We start from the raw sequence: 18,084 nt of genomic DNA, 5'->3' as shown, positions 1-18,084 counted from the left end.
AGATATGGCGGTCATTCTACGTGTGCGCCACGCGCCGTTCATGACGTTTTTGTCATCCGTCTGTCACCCGCCGGAGCCGACCGCTCGCTTAATCTGCCCCTATCCCTCACCACCCAGGAGCAGATTCATGAAGATCGTTTCCGCGAATGCACTGCGCGCCATCGTCGCCCCTGCACTCGTTGCCGGCGCCTTGCTTGCGGCAGGACCGGCTGCGCAAGCCCAGAACACCGCGCCCACCGGCGTGCGCGGCACGGTCACGTCGCTGTCGGACGATCTGCTCAAGGTTCACACGCGCGACGGCAAAGACGTCGACGTGAAGCTCGCTAAAGACACGCCGATTCGCGGCGTCGCGATCGCCAACGTGAACGATATCAAGCCGGACAGCTATGTCGGCACGGCCGCCATCCCGCAAGCCGACGGCACGCTGAAGGCGCTCGAAGTGCACGTGTTCCCGGCCAGCATGCGCGGCGCCGGCGAGGGTCACCGCCCCTGGGATCTGGGCTCGAACAGCACGATGACCAACGGCACGGTCGGCTCGCTGGTGGTCAGCAATGGCCGCACGATCACCGTCAAGTACAAGGACGGCGAGAAGAAGATCGTGATTCCGCAAGACGTGCCGATCGTCAGCCTCGAAGCGGGCGACCGCTCATTGCTGGTGCCGGGCGCGAAAGTCGTGCTGTTCGCGCACAAGGAAGCCGACGGTTCGCTGGCGGCGAACTTCATCTCCGCAGGTGAGCATGGTCTGACGCCGCCGATGTAATACGGCTTGACCGGTTATTCAAACGGCCGCGTCCTCCGTTGCTCACGACGGCGCGGTTTCCGATTTCTCCGACTTCGTCGGCTTCGCTTAGCGCCGTCCACCATGCCTGAACCGCAAAAGCGCCTTGTCGTCCATCCGCTCTTCGTACGAATCACGCATTGGATCAACGCGTTTGCGATGGTCTGCATGGTGATGAGCGGCTGGGCGATCTACAACGCGTCGCCGTTCTTTCCGTTCAGGTTTCCGCTGTGGGCGACCGTCGGCGGCTGGCTGGGCGGCTCGATTGCCTGGCATTTCGCGGCGATGTGGCTGCTGTGCGCGAACGGCCTGCTCTATCTGGCGTATGGCATCGGCCGCGGGCATTTCCGCCGCAGGCTCTTGCCGGTTCGTCCGCGCGATGTAGTGCGCGATGCGGCGCTGGCGATGCAATTCAAGCTGCCGCACGATACCGGCAAATATAACGCGGTGCAGCGCGCGCTCTATCTGTTCGTGTTGCTGCTCGGCGTGCTGCTGGTCGCATCGGGACTGTCGATCTGGAAGCCGGTGCAGTTCTGGTGGCTTAGCGCGCTATTCGGCGGTTTCGATTTCGCGCGGCGCGTGCATTTTGTCGCGATGGCGGGCGTGGTCGGGTTTGTCGTCGTGCATCTGGCGCTGGTGCTGCTGGTGCCGCGCACACTGCTGCCGATGTTGACCGGCCGCGCCAAACACGCCGCGCACGAAGGGACCCGGGCATGAGCACATCTGAACCGACAGGCGCAACAGGCGTGCGCGAAAAGCGCATTGTTCCAGCCGACCATCAGCCGCAAATCGAGCGCTTGCAGCGGCGCCTGTTCCTGCGCTCGTCGCTGTCGATCGGCGCACTCGCGATGCTGTCCGGCTGCAACATGCAGGACGGCGATTCGGTCGACAAGGTGCTGTGGGCGATGTCGCGCTGGAACGATCGCGTGCAAGCGTGGCTCTTCGACCGTAACAGGCTCGCGCCGACCTATTCGGCGAGCGAGATTACCAACCCGTTTCCGTTCAACGCGTTCTACCCCGAGTTCGACGCGCCGGATATCGACGGCTCGACGTACCAGCTGGAAGTGTCGGGATTGGTGTCGGACAAACGCACGTGGACTCTCGATCAACTGCGCGCGTTGCCACAGACTTCGCAGATCACGCGCCACATCTGCATTGAAGGATGGAGCGCGATTGGGCAATGGCGAGGCATACCGTTTCGCACCTTCCTCGAACGCATCGGCGCCGATCTGACTGCGCGCTATGTCGGCTTCAAATGTGCGGACCGCTATTACTCGAGCCTCGACATGGCGACGGCGCTGCATCCGCAAACCCAACTGACGCTCGATTTCGGCGATGCGCCGCTGCCCGCCAAGTATGGCTATCCATTGAAGCTGCGCGTGCCGACCAAGCTCGGCTTCAAGAATCCGAAGCACATCGCAGCGATCTTCGTCACCAACACCAATCCCGGCGGCTACTGGGAAGACCAGGGGTATAACTGGTTCAGCGGTTTATAGACCTTGAGCGAGTGCGTGCTTCGTTTATACAGCCGTCACGTATCGTGCAACCGGCTTGACCACGCGCGGCGGCGCGTCGGGCGCGGTGTGCATGCGTTTGACTTCTTCGCCCGGGCTCAAGCCGAACAGGCGCTTGAACTCGCGGCTGAATTGCGACGCGCTTTCGTAACCGACACGCGCCGCGGCCGCGCCCGCGTTCAAACCATCCTGCACCATCAACAGACGCGCGTGATGCAAGCGCGTGGTCTTCACATACTGCATCGGCGATGTCGAGGTCACCGACTTGAACTGCGCATGAAACACGGCGAGGCTCATGCCTGCTTCGGCGGCTAGCGTATCGACATCGAGCTGGCCCTGATAGTCGGCATGAATGCGCCGCAGCGCCTTGGCGATGCGGCCGAAATGATTCTGATGCGTGAGCGCTGCGCGAATCGCATCGCCCTGCTCGCCGGTCAACACGCGGTAACAGATTTCGCGGACGACGCCCGGCGCGAGAATGCGCGCATCGAGCGGCGAGGCCAACGCTTCCATCAGACGATGCACGGCGTTGCTCAAGGCCGGATCGAGCGGCGTCGAATAGATGCCGAGCGGCTCGTTCTGCGCGGCGCCTTGCGCTTCGTTCAGCGCCATCAGCAACTCCGCCACCATGGTCAGATCGACGCGTACCGAGATTCCGAGAAACGGCTCTTCCGGGCTCGCTTCCGTCTCGCATTCGAACGGCAGCGGCACCGACAGTACGAGATACTGTTGCGCGTCGTACTGGAACACCTGCTCGCCGATGAAACCGCGCTTGCGGCCCTGGCAGACGATCACGATACTCGGCTCGTAAAGCACCGGCCTTCGTTGCATCGGGCGACTGGCGCGCAGCAGACTGACACCCTCCAGACTGGAGCGCGTGACGCCATCGACGGGCGCCAGCGCATCGAACAGCGCGACCAGACGCTGCTGATCGGGATTGGCGGAAGCGGGTTCAACGGCAGGTGTGGACATGACGATATGGTGACGCAGGAGAGAATAGTGCTTGAAATTTAGCACCAAACATCCTACCGCGCTGCTCGCCAGGAGTTTTAGGCAAATCTTCAAGACATTCAGGTATTCCCGGGCTCGCTCCCGGCTCCTACTATGGGAACCCTGCCGGATCATCTTTTTCCGCGCTGCGCCGGGCCCGGTTGGCGATTCACTCATTCGGTGAATTTGTCGGCCGCCGCCGGCGCCGTGATCCTGGTTCCTGACAAGGATTGGCGCATCGGCGACGCGTGTCGCCATCGTCGGCGCCTTGTGACATCACCCTCTTTGCTGGAGTTACCCATGAGCACGACTTATGCCTATGCAGCGACCGACGCCACCGCGCCGCTCGCCCCGTTCGAACTTCAGCGTCGCGAACTGCGCGCCCATGACGTGCAGATGGAAGTCCTGTTTTGCGGCGTGTGCCATTCCGATTTGCATCAGGCGCGCAACGAATGGAAGAACACGGTTTATCCGGTCGTGCCGGGCCACGAAATTGTCGGCCGCGTGACCGCGGTTGGCGCGGACGTGACGAAATACAAGGCAGGCGATCTGGTGGGCGTGGGTTGTCTGGTCGATTCGTGCCGCACGTGCGCGAGTTGCGAGGAAGGTCTCGAACAGTATTGCGAGAACGGTTTCGTCGGCACGTATAACGGCGTGGACCGTGTGGACGGACAGGTCACTTACGGCGGCTATTCGACGCAATTGGTGGTGGACGAAGCGTTCACGCTACGTGTGCCGGAGAATCTCGACCCGGCGGGTGTTGCGCCGTTGCTGTGCGCCGGGATTACGACTTATTCGCCGCTGCGGACCTGGGGTGCTGGTCCTGGCAAGAAAGTCGGGATTGTTGGCCTGGGCGGCCTGGGTCACATGGGCGTGAAGCTGGCCCGCGCGATGGGCGCGCATGTGGTGTTGTTCACGACGTCGCCGTCGAAGATCGAGGATGCCAAGCGGCTTGGCGCGCATGAGGTTGTTATTTCCCGGAATCCGGAAGAGATGCAAGCGCATCTGAATAGCTTCGATCTCATTCTGAATACTGTGGCTGCGCCGCATGATCTGAATCCGTTTTTGAATTTGCTTCGACGTGATGGGACGATGACGTTGGTCGGGGCTCCTGAACATGATCATCCATCGCCGCAAGTGTTCAATTTGATCTTTAAGCGTCGCCGGCTTGCTGGGTCGTTGATCGGCGGAATCGCCGAGACGCAGGAGATGCTGGATTTCTGTGGCGAGCACGGGATTACTTCTGATATTGAAGTTATTCCTATGCAAGGGATTAATGAAGCATACGAGAGGATGCTTAAGAGTGACGTTAAGTATCGGTTTGTGATTGATCTGGATTCCCTCCGGAAGTAGTTTTTTTTTGCCCGCGCAGCGGGGTGGTTTTGCGCCTGCGGCGTGGGTTCTTTCTTGGTTTTTTTGCCTTTCGCGGCGCTCGTTGTCTGTTCGCCTGCGGCGTTGGCCTTTCCTTGATTTGTTATTGGTTTATTAGCGTTCCCCCTGTGCGGGGGAGCACCTACTTTTCTTTGCCTGCCGCAAAGAAAAGTAGGCAAAAGAAAGCGGCTTTACACCGCCAGCTTTGAAGCGGGTCCCCTGGCTTGGAGGAGGCAGTGGTGCATCTGGAATCGGTGTTCTCGCGCACTCCGCGCTGGTGACAAGGCAGTCATCCTTCCCGCCTCGCACTGCGTGCTTACCGGAACGGTCCGCCGGGCAAACCAGTGGCTTCGTTTTTGGTTTGGTGGGGCCATCGGCTTCGCCTCGGTGAGGCGCCGGAACTTTGGAATGCGAGGCACCACACCGGGCGAAACGTCGCCGCAGAAACCGGCGGGCGGTTTTGTGAAGTAATGCCGAACGCCGAGACCCGAAGCCGCCAGGCGGTTTGACGAAGTATCGCCGAGCGCCGAAACCAGCGGGCGGTTTTGTGAAGTACCGCTACGGCGCGCGCAGCGCCGCCGGAAGCATGACTGCCTTGTCACCGGCGCGGAGTGCGCGAGAACACCGATTCCAGATGCTCCACTGCCTCCTCCAAGCCAGGGGACCCGCTTCAAAGCTGGCGGTGTAAAGCCGCTTTCTTTTGCCTACTTTTCTTTGCGGCGGCAAAGAAAAGTAGGTGCTCCCCCGCACAGGGGCAACGCTAATAAACCAATAAGAAAACAAGGAAAGGCACCACCGAAAAAGCACAGACAAAAAGCGCCGCGCAGGCAAAAAAGAGAAAGCCACCGCAAAGGCAAAACCCCAAACCAAATGGAGTTGAACCGTGATTGACAGAATAACTGCAATGCGCACCTTCATCCGTATCGTGGATACAAACAGCTTCACCCGCGCAGCGGAGTCCTTAAACATCCCGAGGGCGACAGCAACAACGATCGTCCAGAACCTGGAAGCAATGCTAGGCACCGCCCTACTAACCCGCACGACGCGGCGCCTGAGCATCACCCCGGAAGGCGCCGCCTATTACGAACGTTGTGCGCAAATCCTCGCCGACATCGACGAAATGGAAGCGAGCCTCCGCCATGCAACGGACAACCTGACCGGTCGTCTGCGCATTGAAATGCCCGGTGCCGTGGCAAGCGTCCTCGTCCTCCCGGCGCTGGAGGACTTCCACGCCCGCTTCCCTAACCTCGATCTGGCCATCGGCATCAGCAACCGCGCAGTGGATCTAATAGCCGAAGCGGTCGACTGCAGTATCCAGCTAGGCGAATTGCCAGACTCGAACCTGATCGCGCGCCAGCTGGGAACCCTCGAGCACGTGACATGCGCAAGTCCGGCCTATCTTGCGCGTCACGGCACGCCGCTGAATCTCAGCGACTTGACAGAACATGTCGCGGTAAATTGCATGTCGCCACACACCGGCCGCGAAGTGGACTTCGACTTCGAAGTGGATGGCGAAGCGCAGAATGTAAAGGTAAAAGGCTTCGTCAAAGTCAGCGACGAGCAGGCCTATCTGACCTGCGGCCTGCAAGGCCTGGGCCTGATACAGCCCGCGCGAATCGCCGCGCAGCCCTACCTCGACTCGGGACAGTTGCGCGAAGTGCTGCCGCAATGGAAACCGGTGCCCATGCCGGTCTCGGTCGCGTATGTGAAGAATCGCCGCGTGTCGCCGCGCGTGCGGGCCTTCGTCGACTGGCTCGCGGAACTGTTCGAGCAAGCCGAGCACGTCGATCAGGACCTCTCGCGCGTCCGTCAGTTGTTGCGCGGCCTGCATCCCGCTTAAGCGCAACTATGCGGGCTCGATGCAGGCTCGCAACCGAACGAGTACGTCATTTCGGCAATGTGACCGGCACCGGCCGCGTCAGCAAATCGACGTAGAAATTGAAAAAAACCGGATTGTCGAAGCGTTTGACGATCGTCATCTTCCGCAAACCCGCCGGCGGCGAACTCGCATAACCCGTTGACTTGCCGTCATTCGCGCCGAAGCTCATATCCACATCCACCCATTCATCCTCCGTCTGCGTGGCGAACGACGGATGCATCAGGTACGCCAGCGTCAGCGTGTCCCAGATGTTCGTCGTGTAGTTCGGATTTGTTTCGAAGCCGTTCTTGCCGTCGAAACCATAGCCGTTCAATGTCTTGAACAGTTGCGTGATGATGGTCTGCCTGGTCGGATCGTGCGCAACTCGGTCGTACAGCGCTTTGTCCATCTTCACCGTATCCGTCACGTCGAGCGGCACCACGACCTGTTTGATCGGCAAACGCAACACGGTCCTGGCCGCTTCCGGATCGAACCACCAGTTGAATTCCGCGGTAGGCGTTGTGTTGCCAGGCACGTCGATCGCGCCACCCATGTAGACGATCTGCTTGATCAGCGGCACGATCTCGGGATGCTGACGCGTAGCGAGCGCGATATTCGTCAGCGGCCCGATGGCCAGAATCGTCACCTGACCAGGATACTGCTTGACCGAATCGACGATGAAATCAACCGCGCTCCTGCTCTGCAACGTGGTGTGAGTGGCGAAGCCGTCGGGTGGCGCAATCAGGTCGCTGTCCGATTTCGGCTCCGGCTTATTCCATGCGCCGAGATAACCGTCACCACCAGGGAATTGCTTCAGCTCGGCCTGAATAGTGGCGAAATCATGCGATAACGCATAATTGGCGCCCGCATACACGCCGATCTGATTTTCGACGCCAAGCCGTTCAACCGATTTCAACGCGTCGGCTACGCCTTGCTTAAGCCATTGATTGCCGGATACCACCGTAATACCGAGTACTTTCAGCGATCCCTGCGCCTGCAATTGCGCGGCCATTACGCCGAGCTGGCCGTCGTCGCTCAGTGTGTTGTAGTCGCTATCGATAATGACTTTAGGCGGATCGGCTTGTGCATTGAGATTGTTGCCACCACACGCGGAGAGCGCCGAGACGGCCGCCACACTTGCCACGCACGTCAATGCCACGAACATTCGCTTCACTGATGTCCCCTTTTCATACTGCCGCGTTTCATGAATAAGGAGTCCATCATAGACGTAAACATGACGAAATAAAATCGTCAGGTTTAATGCGTCATTCATGGAATCAGCTTCCTTCGTCTGAGATCATCGAAAATACCGATAAACATCGTTTCGGTATCGATAAATTCATGAAAACCGAAGCGCCGCGCTTTCGAGCCGTCGCCGAACATGTCGTAATCCCACGAGAAAACGAAATCGGCAAAACGCCATGACGAGACGTCTCGATACGGCACCGCCTGCAAGCCATGTTTCGCGGCGATTGCATTCCACAAGGGCTCTTTATCGGCCATGACCGTATCGAGCGACATCGGCAGCGGCGGCGCCACATCGAGTTCGAAATAACGGGCGATCTTCGGCCACATGTCGTTCCAGCGGAACAGATCGCCGTTGTTGATATTGAACGCATGGTTTGCGGCGCGCGGCTCGGTCGCAGCCCAGATAGTTGCGCGCGCAAGCAAGCCGGCGTCGGTCATTTCGAGCAGCTTGTCATAAGCACCGGGTTTTCCGGGAAAACGCAACGGCAAGCCGAGCGCTTTCGACATCGATGCATACACCGCAAGCGCCACCGCCAGATTCATCGGATTGCCGAGCGCAAAGCCGCCCACCACCGAAGGCCGGATCGCCGACCAGCTCCAGCGTTTGCCCTTTTGCCGCGACTCGAGAAACGTCTGCTGGTCGAACATGAACTCAGGCGGCATGAAGTGCGCGTCGTCCTCACGCGCCGGCGTCTTGAAGGGGCCGAGATGGCCGCCGTACACCTTGTAGCCCTGCATCAGACTCACGTGCTGCAAGCCCGCCGCCACCGGTTCGATCGCATCGATCACGTTGACCAGCATCGCCAGATTCGGCGGCACCAGTTCGGTCCAGGTCGGGCGATCCTGATAGGCGGCGTAGAACACGTGCGTGACATGATCGAGCGAGCGCAACCTGGCCTGACTGTCGACGGGATCGAGCAGATCGACTGCGATGTACTGCACCCGCTCCTTTGCCGCGCCCCCGCGACGCGCGAGGCCAATGACCGCCCAGTCGTCGAGTGTTGCCAATTGATCGACCAGATTGCGGCCGATCACGCCCTGTGCGCCCACTACCAGAGCGACTTTCTTTGCTACGTTCATTGTCATGCTCCCGATAAAACTTTTCGTTGCGACGGCCCACGCCGTGCGGTAACTGAAAGATATCGGCGCGACAGCGCTTTCGGTAGACTGCCGGATGGCATATCACCTGTGAATTGAACTCACGATGGCACGTTTGGATGTGAACCGTTCCGGCGAACTCGAAGTGTTCGTGCGTGCGGTCGAACTGGGTGGCTTCTCGGCAGCGGCGCGCGCGTTGGGAATGACCCCGTCCGCAGTCAGCAAACTGGTGGCGCGGCTCGAAGCCCGGCTGGGCGCGCGCCTCGTGAACCGTTCAACGCGCAATCTGCAACTCACGCCCGAAGGCTGCGTGTTCTACGAACGCGGCGTGCGTGTGCTCGCCGAACTCGACGAAACCGAGCGCGGCGCGGCCACCGGCGCGACGCTTCGCGGCCGTCTGCGCGTGCACGCGAACGTGCCGCTCGGACGGCACTACCTGCTGCCGCTGGTGCCGGCGTTTCTCGAAGCGCATCCCGACATCACGCTCGATATCGTGCTGACCGATCAGGTCGTCGACTTGCTGGAGCAGCGCACCGATGTCGCGCTTCGCAGCGGTCCGTTGAAGGATTCGCAACTGGTGGCGCGCAAGCTGGGCGATGCAAAAATGGTGATTGTCGGTGCGCCGGCCTATCTGGCGCGCCATGGCACACCGCAGACTCCCGTTGATTTATCCGCGCACAACCGGCTCGGCTTTGGTTTTGCAAGGGCTGCAAACGGCTGGCGGTTGCTCGACAGCGAACAACGCAGGATCGACGTGCCGGTCGAAGGCAACGCGCAGGTCAGTGACGGCGAAACGCTGCGCCAACTGGTGCTGGCCGGCGTGGGACTCGGCCGCCTTGCCGCCTTTCAGGTGCGTGAAGACGTGGCCGCCGGCCGCCTCGTCGTGCTGCTCGAAGCGTTCAATCCCGGCGACAGCGAGCCGGTCAACGCACTCTATCTCGGCCAGGGCGGCCATCTGCCCGCGCGTGTGCGCGCGTTGCTCGACTTTCTGGTGGAGCGGATGCGCGTTGAATGACACGCGCATCCATTTTCCGATGCAGATGAGCGACGAGAGCGGCAAGTTTGGCGGCGAGAGGCCCGCAGGACACGAGGCACGCCGCCGGATCGGTCCTACCCCGGCGACTTTCCTGTTCAAGTAGCGCGCCATCAAGACGCGCGTTTCAGGCTATCAAGGCTGGCGTACCTGCGCTGACGCACCCGGGCATGCAGGGTCTTTACCCCAATGACCGTCGCACACGCGCCAGCGGCACAACTGGTCTTCGAAGAAACCGCGTTGGCCACACTCCTTCACCCGCTCGGCCAGCTTTGCGTTGCCGGGGGCCGCGGAAGCACTCACCTTGGTGGTGTCGCCGCCAGCCGCTTTCACGTCGGCCGGTTTGGTTCGCGCCACCAACGCCGCCAATAGATCGGCATCCGAATCATCTTTCGAAGCCTTACCGTTGCCGGTAGCCGTGCGTGGTTTCTTCGTTTGAGCGACCTCGGTCGGCGCGCTCGCGTGCTTGCCGTGAGCCGCCGCGGTTTCATGCTTCGTATTGCTGGCGACAGCCGTTGCAGGTTTGCCGTGTTTCGCCGCGGGCACAGTCGCAGCCGACGCGGCCGTTGCTGACGCAACAGGTGTGGGCGAGCTGCTCGGCTCGGCACCGTCGGCAAGCGCGCGCGACAGGCGGCTGCCGTCCCCGCTTGCGGAGGCGGCGGCGGGCTTGGCCTGGTTGTCACTGTCCTCGGCGACGATGGTCGCCGCCTGCGATGACGCAGCAGCCGGGGCCGCCGCTTTCGCGGTGACTTGCACGGCGCCGCTCGCACCGGACGCCGACGCGGCTTTCTCCGCACGATTCGGTGCGGCCGGCGTAGCCGACGCTACCGCTTCAGTCTGCGTACGCTGCTGCAGATGCCACGCGCCCCAGCCACCGGCGGCGATCACCAGCAAGGCGACCAGCGCGAGCGGCGTTTTTGACCGGCGTGGTTTATCCGTAGGCGGCGCGACGCGGCCTTCGAGGTTCGCAAGAATCCGCGAACCATTGCCATCAGCGCCTTTAGCTTTATCGGATAACAGGCTAGGCGGGGCTTTGGAATTCGAACTGTCCGGCGCACTCATTCACTGTCTCATTGAATCCTGGTTTAATTCGCCGTGATAATACGTTCCGGCTCGTCTCCGAGCAGGCCTGATTCTAAGAGCAAGCTTTACAAAATACAATTGTTTCCAATTTCCGGGGTCGCCTTTGATTGCCGTTGTACTTGTTGCCTATTTCGCCATCGCTGTCGTGATCGCCGCAATGCTGCTATTGCCGGCGGTACGCGCCTCTTTATTAGGCGCCGCGCTCGATATTCATGGCCGTGTTATGCGCCGGGCATCGCGAGGCGCATCGCGCGCTCGCGGTCAATTAGCACGCTCGGCAAAAATTTCGCAATCGACCGTGATCGATATGCAAAATTTACTGGCGAAGCGGCGCTTGCTGATTTTTACCACCGCAGGTATTCTTGCGACGCCGCCATTGGTGGCATTGGCATTACGCGGCCGGCAATTATTCCAATTCGATGACACTGCACGGGTACCTGACGAGAAAATTGCTGCGTTATTGAATGGCGAACAGCTCGTGCCCCCGCCGCCGCTGCCGCCGGAGGTATTCGCAACGCAGGAAGTCGAGCAGATTCGACCCGCGCTAAAAGATGCGAGCCGCGACTGGAATTTGCTCGACGCCGACTTCAGGACGCGTTTATTGCTCGTCTACAAAATCATGCACGAGCAGTACGGGTATGAAATGGCATTGCTGGAAGGTTATCGCAGTCCGGAGCGGCAAAACCGGCTGGCGCAAATGGGGGGCAACGTCACCAATGCCGCAGCGTTTCAGAGCTATCACCAATACGGTCTTGCCGCGGACAATGCGTTTTTGCGCAACGGCAAGCTCGTCATTTCAGAAAAAGATCCCTGGGCCATGCGAGGCTATCAGTTATACGGACAGACGGCCGAACAGGTCGGTCTGACGTGGGGCGGCCGCTGGAAAATGATGGATCTCGGGCACGTTGAATATCACAAACCCGGCTTCGTGCTGGGACGCGGCCATTAAGGCGAAGCGGGCAATAAAGAGGTTGGCAATGGGGCGTTCAATCAATTTTTCTGGCGAAAGGCGGCAATGCCGTAAGCATAACGGCATTGCCGGAATTGCGATCCTCGGGGCCGTCAACTCCGGATTTAACAATTCGTCCGCATTCAATTTCGCCTGACTCATGCTTTCATTTACTTTCAAACGCGTTGCCCTGATCGTGCCCGCGGACCGGACCGGTGTGCCCGCCATGTTGTTTGCCACACCACGCGCCACAACACATATCACCAAGACCTGAACGGCTTATGCGACGCATTCTCAACGTGTTGACCCACCCACGCACGCTCTCGATCATCGGCTTGCTCGCGCTCGCTGCCGTATTGTTCATCGGCGCCGATACCTTGCAGATCGACCTGATGTGGCCGGCCATCGTGCTCGGCGCGGTAATCGCGCTATGGCTGCTGGTCTGGCTGGCGCGCCGCCTGCGCGCACGGCGCGCGAATAACAAGCTCGGCGAAATGCTCGAACAGCAAGCCGAAAAGCAGACCGAAAGCGGACCCGCGCCGACGCCCGCGCGTCAAGCCGAACTCGACGTGCTGCGCACGCGCCTCGTCGATGCGGTGAAGACCATCAAGACCTCGAAGATCGGCCAGGTATCAGGTGGCTCGGCGCTTTACGAACTGCCCTGGTACATCGTGATCGGCAACCCGGCTGCGGGCAAGAGCAGCGCCGTGCTGAATTCCGGCTTGCAATTCCCGTTCGCCGACAAGAACAACGCGGTGATTCACGGCATCGGCGGCACGCGTAATTGCGACTGGTTCTTCACGACCGAAGGCATTCTGCTCGACACCGCCGGCCGCTATTCCGTGCATGAGGAAGATCGCACCGAGTGGCTCGGCTTCCTCGGTTTGCTCAAGCGTTTCCGGCCGAAGGCGCCGATCAACGGCATCATCGTGACGGCGAGCATTGCGGAATTGACCAGCAGCAAGCCGGAGTTCGCGATCAACCTCGCGAAGAATCTGCGCCAGCGCGTTCAGGAACTGACTGAGAAGCTCGAAGTATTCGCGCCGGTGTACGTGATGTTCACCAAGGCCGACCTGATTACCGGCTTCACCGAGTTCTTCAGCGGCAGCGACCGTCACGAATACGACCGCGTCTGGGGCGCCACCCTGCCCTACGAGCCGGACGAGAAGCGCGACGTGGTGGGACTGTTCGACGAGCATTTCGAAGCGCTGTATGACGGTCTGAAAGAAATCAGCGTCGCGCAGATGTCGATCAACCGCGGCAACAAGCTCTCGCCGGGCCAATTGAGCTTTCCGCTCGAATTCTCGGCGGTCAAGCCCGCATTGCGCGCGTTCCTCGCGACGCTGTTCGAAAACAACCCGTTCCAGCACAAGCCGATTTTCCGCGGCTTCTACTTCACCAGCGCCTTGCAGGAAGGCGAAACCAACAGCGCTGCCGCCACCCGCATCGCCAACCGTTTCGGCCTGAGCACCGACAGCCTGCCCAAGCCGCATAGCGCGTTCTCGAAGAACGGCTTCTTCCTGCGCGACCTGTTCTCGAAGGTGATTTTTGCCGACCGTCAGACGGTCAAGCAGTTCGCCAGTCCCGCCAAAACGCGCATGCGCTATGCGACGTTCTTCGGCTTCGTCGCGGTGCTCGCGTTGGCGCTCGGCGGCTGGACGTGGTCGACGATCGGCAACCAGCAATTGACGGCGAACGTGCAGGCCGACCTCGACAACGTGGTGCGCTTGCAGCAGAACCGCAACGATCTGCAATCGCGCTTGCAGGCGATGGACATTCTCGAAGACCGTATCGACCAGCTCGAACAGTTCCGCCGCGACAAGCCGCTCGCGGTGTCGCTCGGCCTGTATCAGGGCGATCGGCTCGAACAGCATCTGCTTACCCAGTATTACAACGGCGTGCGCCAGATCCTGCTCGACCCGGTGTCGCAGAATCTCGCGTCGTTCCTGAAGGACGTCAACGCGCATCCCGACCAGCTCGCACCGCTGAACCGCACGCCGGACGCCGCCGCGATTCCCGTGTCCGCGCATACGGCGATGGCGGCGAACAGCCAGGGCGGTCTGTATAGCGATGCGTCGCCGACCAACGTCGAAGACGCGTACAACGCGCTCAAGACCTACCTGATGCTCAGCGACAAGCGTCACGTCGAAACCGCGCACCTGACCGATCAGGTCGCGCGCTTCTGGCGCGGCTGGCTCGAAACCAATCGCGGCAACATGCCTCGCGACGAGATGATCCGCAGCGCCGAGCGCATGATCACGTTCTACCTGTCGCGCGTTTCCGACGACGATTGGCCGATGATCGATCAAAACCTCTCACTGGTCGATCAAACGCGTGAAAACCTGCGCCGTGTGGTGCGCGGCATGCCGGCACGTCAGCGCGTCTACGAAGAAATCAAGGCGCGTGCGTCGACCCGCTTCGCGCCGATGACCATCGCGCGCATCGTCGGCGAAAACAATACGGCGCTGGTGGCGGGCAGCTATGCGATCCCCGGCACCTTCACGCGTGAGGCGTGGTTCCAGTACGTGCAGCCGGCGATCCGCGATGCCGCGACCAAGGAATTGCAGGCAAAAGACTGGGTGCTCAACACCTCCGCGCACGACGATCTGACGCTCGAAGGCAGCCCCGAGCAGATCCAGAAAGCGCTCGTGGCGATGTACAAGACCGAGTACGCGATGCATTGGCAGAAGTTCATGCAGGGCATTGCCGTGCAGAGCTTCGGCAGCTTCGGTCAGGCGGTGGATGCGATGAACCGCCTCGGCGATCCGCAGGATTCGCCGATCCGCAAGGTGCTCGAAACCGCATACGACCAGACCTCGTGGGATAACCCGTCGCTCTTCAACGCGGGCCTCAAGCGCGCGCAAACCGGCGTCACCAGTTGGTTCAGGAACTGGTTCTCGCGCGCGCCGACCGGTCAGATCAACGCCAACATCGACATCAACGGCAATCCGGTCGACATGCCGATGGGTCCGATCGGCCAGGAGTTCTCGGCGCTGGGCCGCATCGTCGTCACCGGCGACAACGGTTCGATGCTGAAAGGCTACATGGATACGCTCTCGAAGGTGCGCACGCGCTTTAACGTCATTAAGAACCAGGGCGATCCGGGACCGGGCGCGCGCCAGCTGATGCAGCAGACGCTCGACGGCAGCGGGTCCGAGTTGGCCGATTCGTTGAAATACGTCGACGAGCAGATGCTCACCGGCCTCACCGATTCGCAACGCAAGGCACTGCGTCCGCTGCTGGTGCGCCCGCTGATGGCGGCGTACGCGGTGGTGATCCAGCCGGCCAGCGTCGAAGTCAACAAGGTGTGGAACGCGCAGGTCTACCAGACCTTCCAGGGGTCGCTGGCGAGCAAGTATCCGTTCTCGGGCGATGCGAAGGTCGAAGCCGGCGCCGGCGAAATCGCCCAGGTGTTCGGGCCGGACGGCGCGATCGCGAAGTTCGTCGGTACCACCCTCGGGCCGCTCGCGGTGCGCCGCGGCGACACGCTCACCGCTCGCACGTGGGGCGATATGGGCCTCGCGCTGACGCCTGACTTCACCAGCGGCTTCGCGCGCTGGGTGGCGCCGCTTGCAGGCGGTGCGGCGAGCTCGGCTCAAAGCTCGTCCGAACCGCAGACCGTGTTCCAGATCCTGCCGCAGCCGAGCAGCGGTACGACGGAATACACGCTCGCGATCGACGGCCAGCAACTGCGTTACCGCAATACGCCGCCGCAGTGGACCAACTTCGTGTGGCCGAATCCGTCGGGCTCGCCTGGCGCGACGTTGAACGCAACGACCTTCGACGGCCGCACGCTGCAACTGGTCAACGAGCCGGGCCGCTACGGTCTGGAGAAGCTGATCAACTCGGCGCAGCGCAAGCGCCGTCCGGACGGCACCTTCGATCTGTCGTGGACGCAAGGCAACGTGACGGTGGCGGTCAGCATGCGCATCATCAGCACCTCGCAGGCATCGGGCGGCAGTGGCAGCGATGCGCCACAACAACAGAGCCTGCGCGGCTTGCGGCTGCCGTCGTCGGTGGCGGATGTGAGCGCGGCGGCTAATTCAGTCAACGCGACGGCCAGCGGCGCAACGGGTGCAACGGGCGCTTCGCCCGCACCTGCGCCGGCTTCGCAAGCGGTACGGCCGGCCACGGCCGCCGCCGCGGTTTCGAATACTGGGGGTGCGCAATGACGCAAACCGTGCAGGCGCAAATCGCCTTCTTCGGCAAGATTCCGTCGCGCGGCGACTTCGTAAAGAGCGCGCATAACCCGCAATTGCTGGCGACGCTCGATCGCTGGATCGCGGAAGCGATGGAGCTGCTCACTGACGATCCGCGCTGGAAGATCGTCTACGAAAACGCCAGGCCGATGCACTTCGCGTTCCTCGGTTCGCGCAGCAAGCTGGCGATTGCCGGTCATATGGTGGCGAGCCACGACCAGTCGTCGCGGCGCTTTCCGTTCCTTGCCGCGACCGCGCTGGAAGTCGAAAAGCCACTGACGTTTCTGGCGCGCAGTCCGCTGGCGTTTGCGCGCCTGTGGTCTCGTGTCGCGTCGCAAATGAAGCCGTTGCTCGACACCAGCGAGCCGGCCGGCGCATTGCAGGCGCTCGGCGAAACGCAGGTGCCGATCGAAATCGGCGGCCCGGGCAATCCGCACGACGGCACCTTCAACGATTTCGTCGAGCATCAGACGCTCGCCGGCCTCGAACAGATGCTGCTCGCGAGCGGTCATCCGGTGCGGCTGCGCGGCGCGATGCTCGCGCTCGGTTCGCTCTTGCGTCCGGTGATGCAAAGCGGTTCGTCGCATCTCGAACGCGGGCTGACGCTGCCGCTGCCAAACGATCCGTTCTACCGCAGCCTGGTGGCGGCATTCTGGCTCGAACTGATCGCACCGTTCGTTTCGCAGGCGGATTTCGAACTGGCAATTTTCATCGGTACGATTGCCGAGCGTGAGCGGCTCATCATCGGCTTTAACGGCGCGTCGGCCAAAACGCTGCATAGCGTGGTCGATCCGCAGTCGTACGCGGCGCATAACATCGATATCGACGATCCCGAGTGGATCGACGAACATGCACAGAACGACCATGGCATCAGCAAGCTCGTCAGCTACCTCGACCAACCGCAACTGTCGCTGCGTGTCAGCATCGACACGTTCCGCGAAGCATTCACGGGAGAGTGACACGATGCTGAGCAAACCCACGCGTATCGCCGCGCTGCTGGCGGGGCTTCTGGTGAGCGCCCTCGCGCATGCCGACAATGACGGTCCGGCACGCGTCACGCCGGTCGACAACAGCGGCATTGCGATTCACACGACGATTTTGCCGGCGCAGGCTTCGGCGTCATCGGGCAATACGGCGCCAGGTCTTGCTGTGGCCAGCGGCTCGACGGGCACAGGCACCGGTGCGATCAGCGCATCGCCGCCGCCCGCCAATGCGATGCCGGGCCAGGTGGTGGTCGGCGGCAAGGTGCCGGACGAAGCAACCAAGGCGGCCGTGCTGGCGCGTTTGCGCGATACCTATGGCGCGGCCAACGTGGTCGATCAGATCGAGGTTGCCGACGTGGCGACGCCGCCGAACTGGTCCGCCAACGTGCAAAAACTGATCGGCCCGCAGTTGAAGCAGATCAGCAAAGGCCAGTTGAAGATCGACGGCACGCAGATCGACGTGAAAGGCGAAGTGCATAACGAATCGCAGCGCCAGCAACTGGCGAGCGATATGGCCAATGCGCTGAATCCGACCTACACAATCAGGAACGGTCTGCGGGTGAGCGCATCGGAACAGGGCCTGCTCGATCAAACCCTGGCGAATCGCACGATCGAGTTCGAGACCGGCAGCGCGACGCTCACGCCGCAAGGCCGCGCGATTCTCGATCAGATGGCCGCGGTGCTGCAAAAGATGACGACCAGAACGGTGGCGATCATCGGCCACACCGATAATTCGGGCAATCGCACGTCGAATATCGCGCTGAGCCAGGCGCGCGCGGATGCGGTGAAGGGTTATCTGGTCGCCAAGGGCCTCCCGCCCCAGCAAATGACGACGACGGGCGTCGGCCCGGATCAGCCCATCGCATCGAACGATACGAACGATGGCCGGGCGAGGAATCGGCGAATCGAGTTTCGTGCGGGGTCCTGAGTTGTTGCCTGCGCGATGTGTTTAAAAAAAACCTGGCATGCGTGCCAGGTTT

Annotated in this window: 14 protein-coding genes; 10 read left to right on the top strand and 4 right to left on the bottom strand. The window is 61.4% G+C overall.

Annotated elements, in window-relative coordinates; translation table 11 throughout:
- Window positions 1-127: 127 nt before the first annotated feature.
- The 3 genes from AC3WOG_RS29625 (at window position 128) to AC3WOG_RS29615 (ending at window position 2,274) form a co-directional block, all read left to right on the top strand.
- Entirely contained in the window at window positions 128-760 is a 633-nt protein-coding gene (locus tag AC3WOG_RS29625) for a hypothetical protein (protein ID WP_492581372.1), read from the top strand.
- Between the two features lie 102 nt (window positions 761-862).
- Window positions 863-1,495 carry a cytochrome b/b6 domain-containing protein gene (locus AC3WOG_RS29620; RefSeq protein ID WP_492581371.1) on the top strand — a complete coding sequence of 211 codons (633 nt, stop codon included), beginning with the start codon at window positions 863-865 and terminating at the stop codon, window positions 1,493-1,495.
- A complete protein-coding gene (locus tag AC3WOG_RS29615; protein ID WP_492581370.1) occupies window positions 1,492-2,274 on the top strand; it encodes a molybdopterin-dependent oxidoreductase in 783 nt (260 codons plus the stop codon). Before AC3WOG_RS29620 ends, AC3WOG_RS29615 begins: the two co-directional genes overlap by 4 nt.
- 24 nt (window positions 2,275-2,298) lie before the next feature.
- Here the strand turns inward: AC3WOG_RS29615 and AC3WOG_RS29610 are convergent, their stop codons facing one another.
- On the bottom strand, window positions 2,299-3,264 hold the full coding sequence (locus AC3WOG_RS29610; protein ID WP_492581369.1) for an AraC family transcriptional regulator: 966 nt from the start codon (window positions 3,262-3,264) through the stop codon (window positions 2,299-2,301).
- 318 nt (window positions 3,265-3,582) lie between these two features.
- Between AC3WOG_RS29610 and AC3WOG_RS29605 the strand changes: the two genes are divergently transcribed.
- Together AC3WOG_RS29605 and AC3WOG_RS29600 are read left to right on the top strand one after the other, a co-directional pair.
- Entirely contained in the window at window positions 3,583-4,635 is a 1,053-nt protein-coding gene (locus AC3WOG_RS29605; RefSeq protein ID WP_492582488.1) for an NAD(P)-dependent alcohol dehydrogenase, read from the top strand.
- A gap of 901 nt (window positions 4,636-5,536) precedes the next feature.
- Window positions 5,537-6,493 carry a LysR family transcriptional regulator gene (locus tag AC3WOG_RS29600; RefSeq protein WP_341315897.1) on the top strand — a complete coding sequence of 319 codons (957 nt, stop codon included), beginning with the start codon at window positions 5,537-5,539 and terminating at the stop codon, window positions 6,491-6,493.
- A 46-nt stretch (window positions 6,494-6,539) separates the two neighbouring features.
- On the opposite strand, the gene AC3WOG_RS29595 is transcribed toward AC3WOG_RS29600, so the two are convergent.
- Together AC3WOG_RS29595 and AC3WOG_RS29590 are read right to left on the bottom strand one after the other, a co-directional pair.
- Window positions 6,540-7,685, bottom strand: a complete 1,146-nt coding sequence (locus AC3WOG_RS29595) for a nucleoside hydrolase (RefSeq protein WP_492581368.1) — start codon at window positions 7,683-7,685, stop codon at window positions 6,540-6,542.
- Between the two features lie 95 nt (window positions 7,686-7,780).
- Entirely contained in the window at window positions 7,781-8,839 is a 1,059-nt protein-coding gene (locus tag AC3WOG_RS29590; protein ID WP_492581367.1) for an SDR family oxidoreductase, read from the bottom strand.
- A gap of 124 nt (window positions 8,840-8,963) precedes the next feature.
- On the opposite strand from AC3WOG_RS29590, the gene AC3WOG_RS29585 reads away from it, so the two are divergent.
- Window positions 8,964-9,872 (top strand): LysR family transcriptional regulator, encoded by a 909-nt coding sequence (locus AC3WOG_RS29585; protein WP_492581366.1) that lies wholly within the window; start codon window positions 8,964-8,966, stop codon window positions 9,870-9,872.
- Window positions 9,873-10,025: 153 nt separating this feature from the next.
- On the opposite strand, the gene AC3WOG_RS29580 is transcribed toward AC3WOG_RS29585, so the two are convergent.
- The gene (locus tag AC3WOG_RS29580) at window positions 10,026-10,952 is read right to left on the bottom strand and encodes a hypothetical protein (protein WP_492581365.1); all 927 of its coding nucleotides are present in this window, start codon (window positions 10,950-10,952) and stop codon (window positions 10,026-10,028) included.
- 124 nt (window positions 10,953-11,076) lie between these two features.
- Between AC3WOG_RS29580 and AC3WOG_RS29575 the strand changes: the two genes are divergently transcribed.
- From AC3WOG_RS29575 to AC3WOG_RS29560, 4 genes are all read left to right on the top strand, one after another.
- Entirely contained in the window at window positions 11,077-11,922 is an 846-nt protein-coding gene (locus AC3WOG_RS29575; RefSeq protein ID WP_492581364.1) for a M15 family metallopeptidase, read from the top strand.
- Window positions 11,923-12,203: 281 nt separating this feature from the next.
- Window positions 12,204-16,094: a type VI secretion system membrane subunit TssM gene (gene tssM / locus AC3WOG_RS29570; protein WP_492581363.1), complete on the top strand. Its 3,891-nt coding sequence runs from the start codon at window positions 12,204-12,206 to the stop codon at window positions 16,092-16,094.
- A complete protein-coding gene (gene tagF, locus AC3WOG_RS29565; protein ID WP_492581362.1) occupies window positions 16,091-17,080 on the top strand; it encodes a type VI secretion system-associated protein TagF in 990 nt (329 codons plus the stop codon). Before tssM ends, tagF begins: the two co-directional genes overlap by 4 nt.
- A gap of 4 nt (window positions 17,081-17,084) precedes the next feature.
- Window positions 17,085-18,032 (top strand): OmpA family protein, encoded by a 948-nt coding sequence (locus AC3WOG_RS29560; protein WP_492581361.1) that lies wholly within the window; start codon window positions 17,085-17,087, stop codon window positions 18,030-18,032.
- Window positions 18,033-18,084 lie beyond the last annotated feature (52 nt).

The sequence above is a fragment of the Paraburkholderia sp. FW306-02-B genome (genome assembly GCF_058782725.1).
The sequence above is the reverse complement of the archived record's forward strand: the minus strand, read 5'-3'. Positions and strand labels throughout refer to the sequence as shown.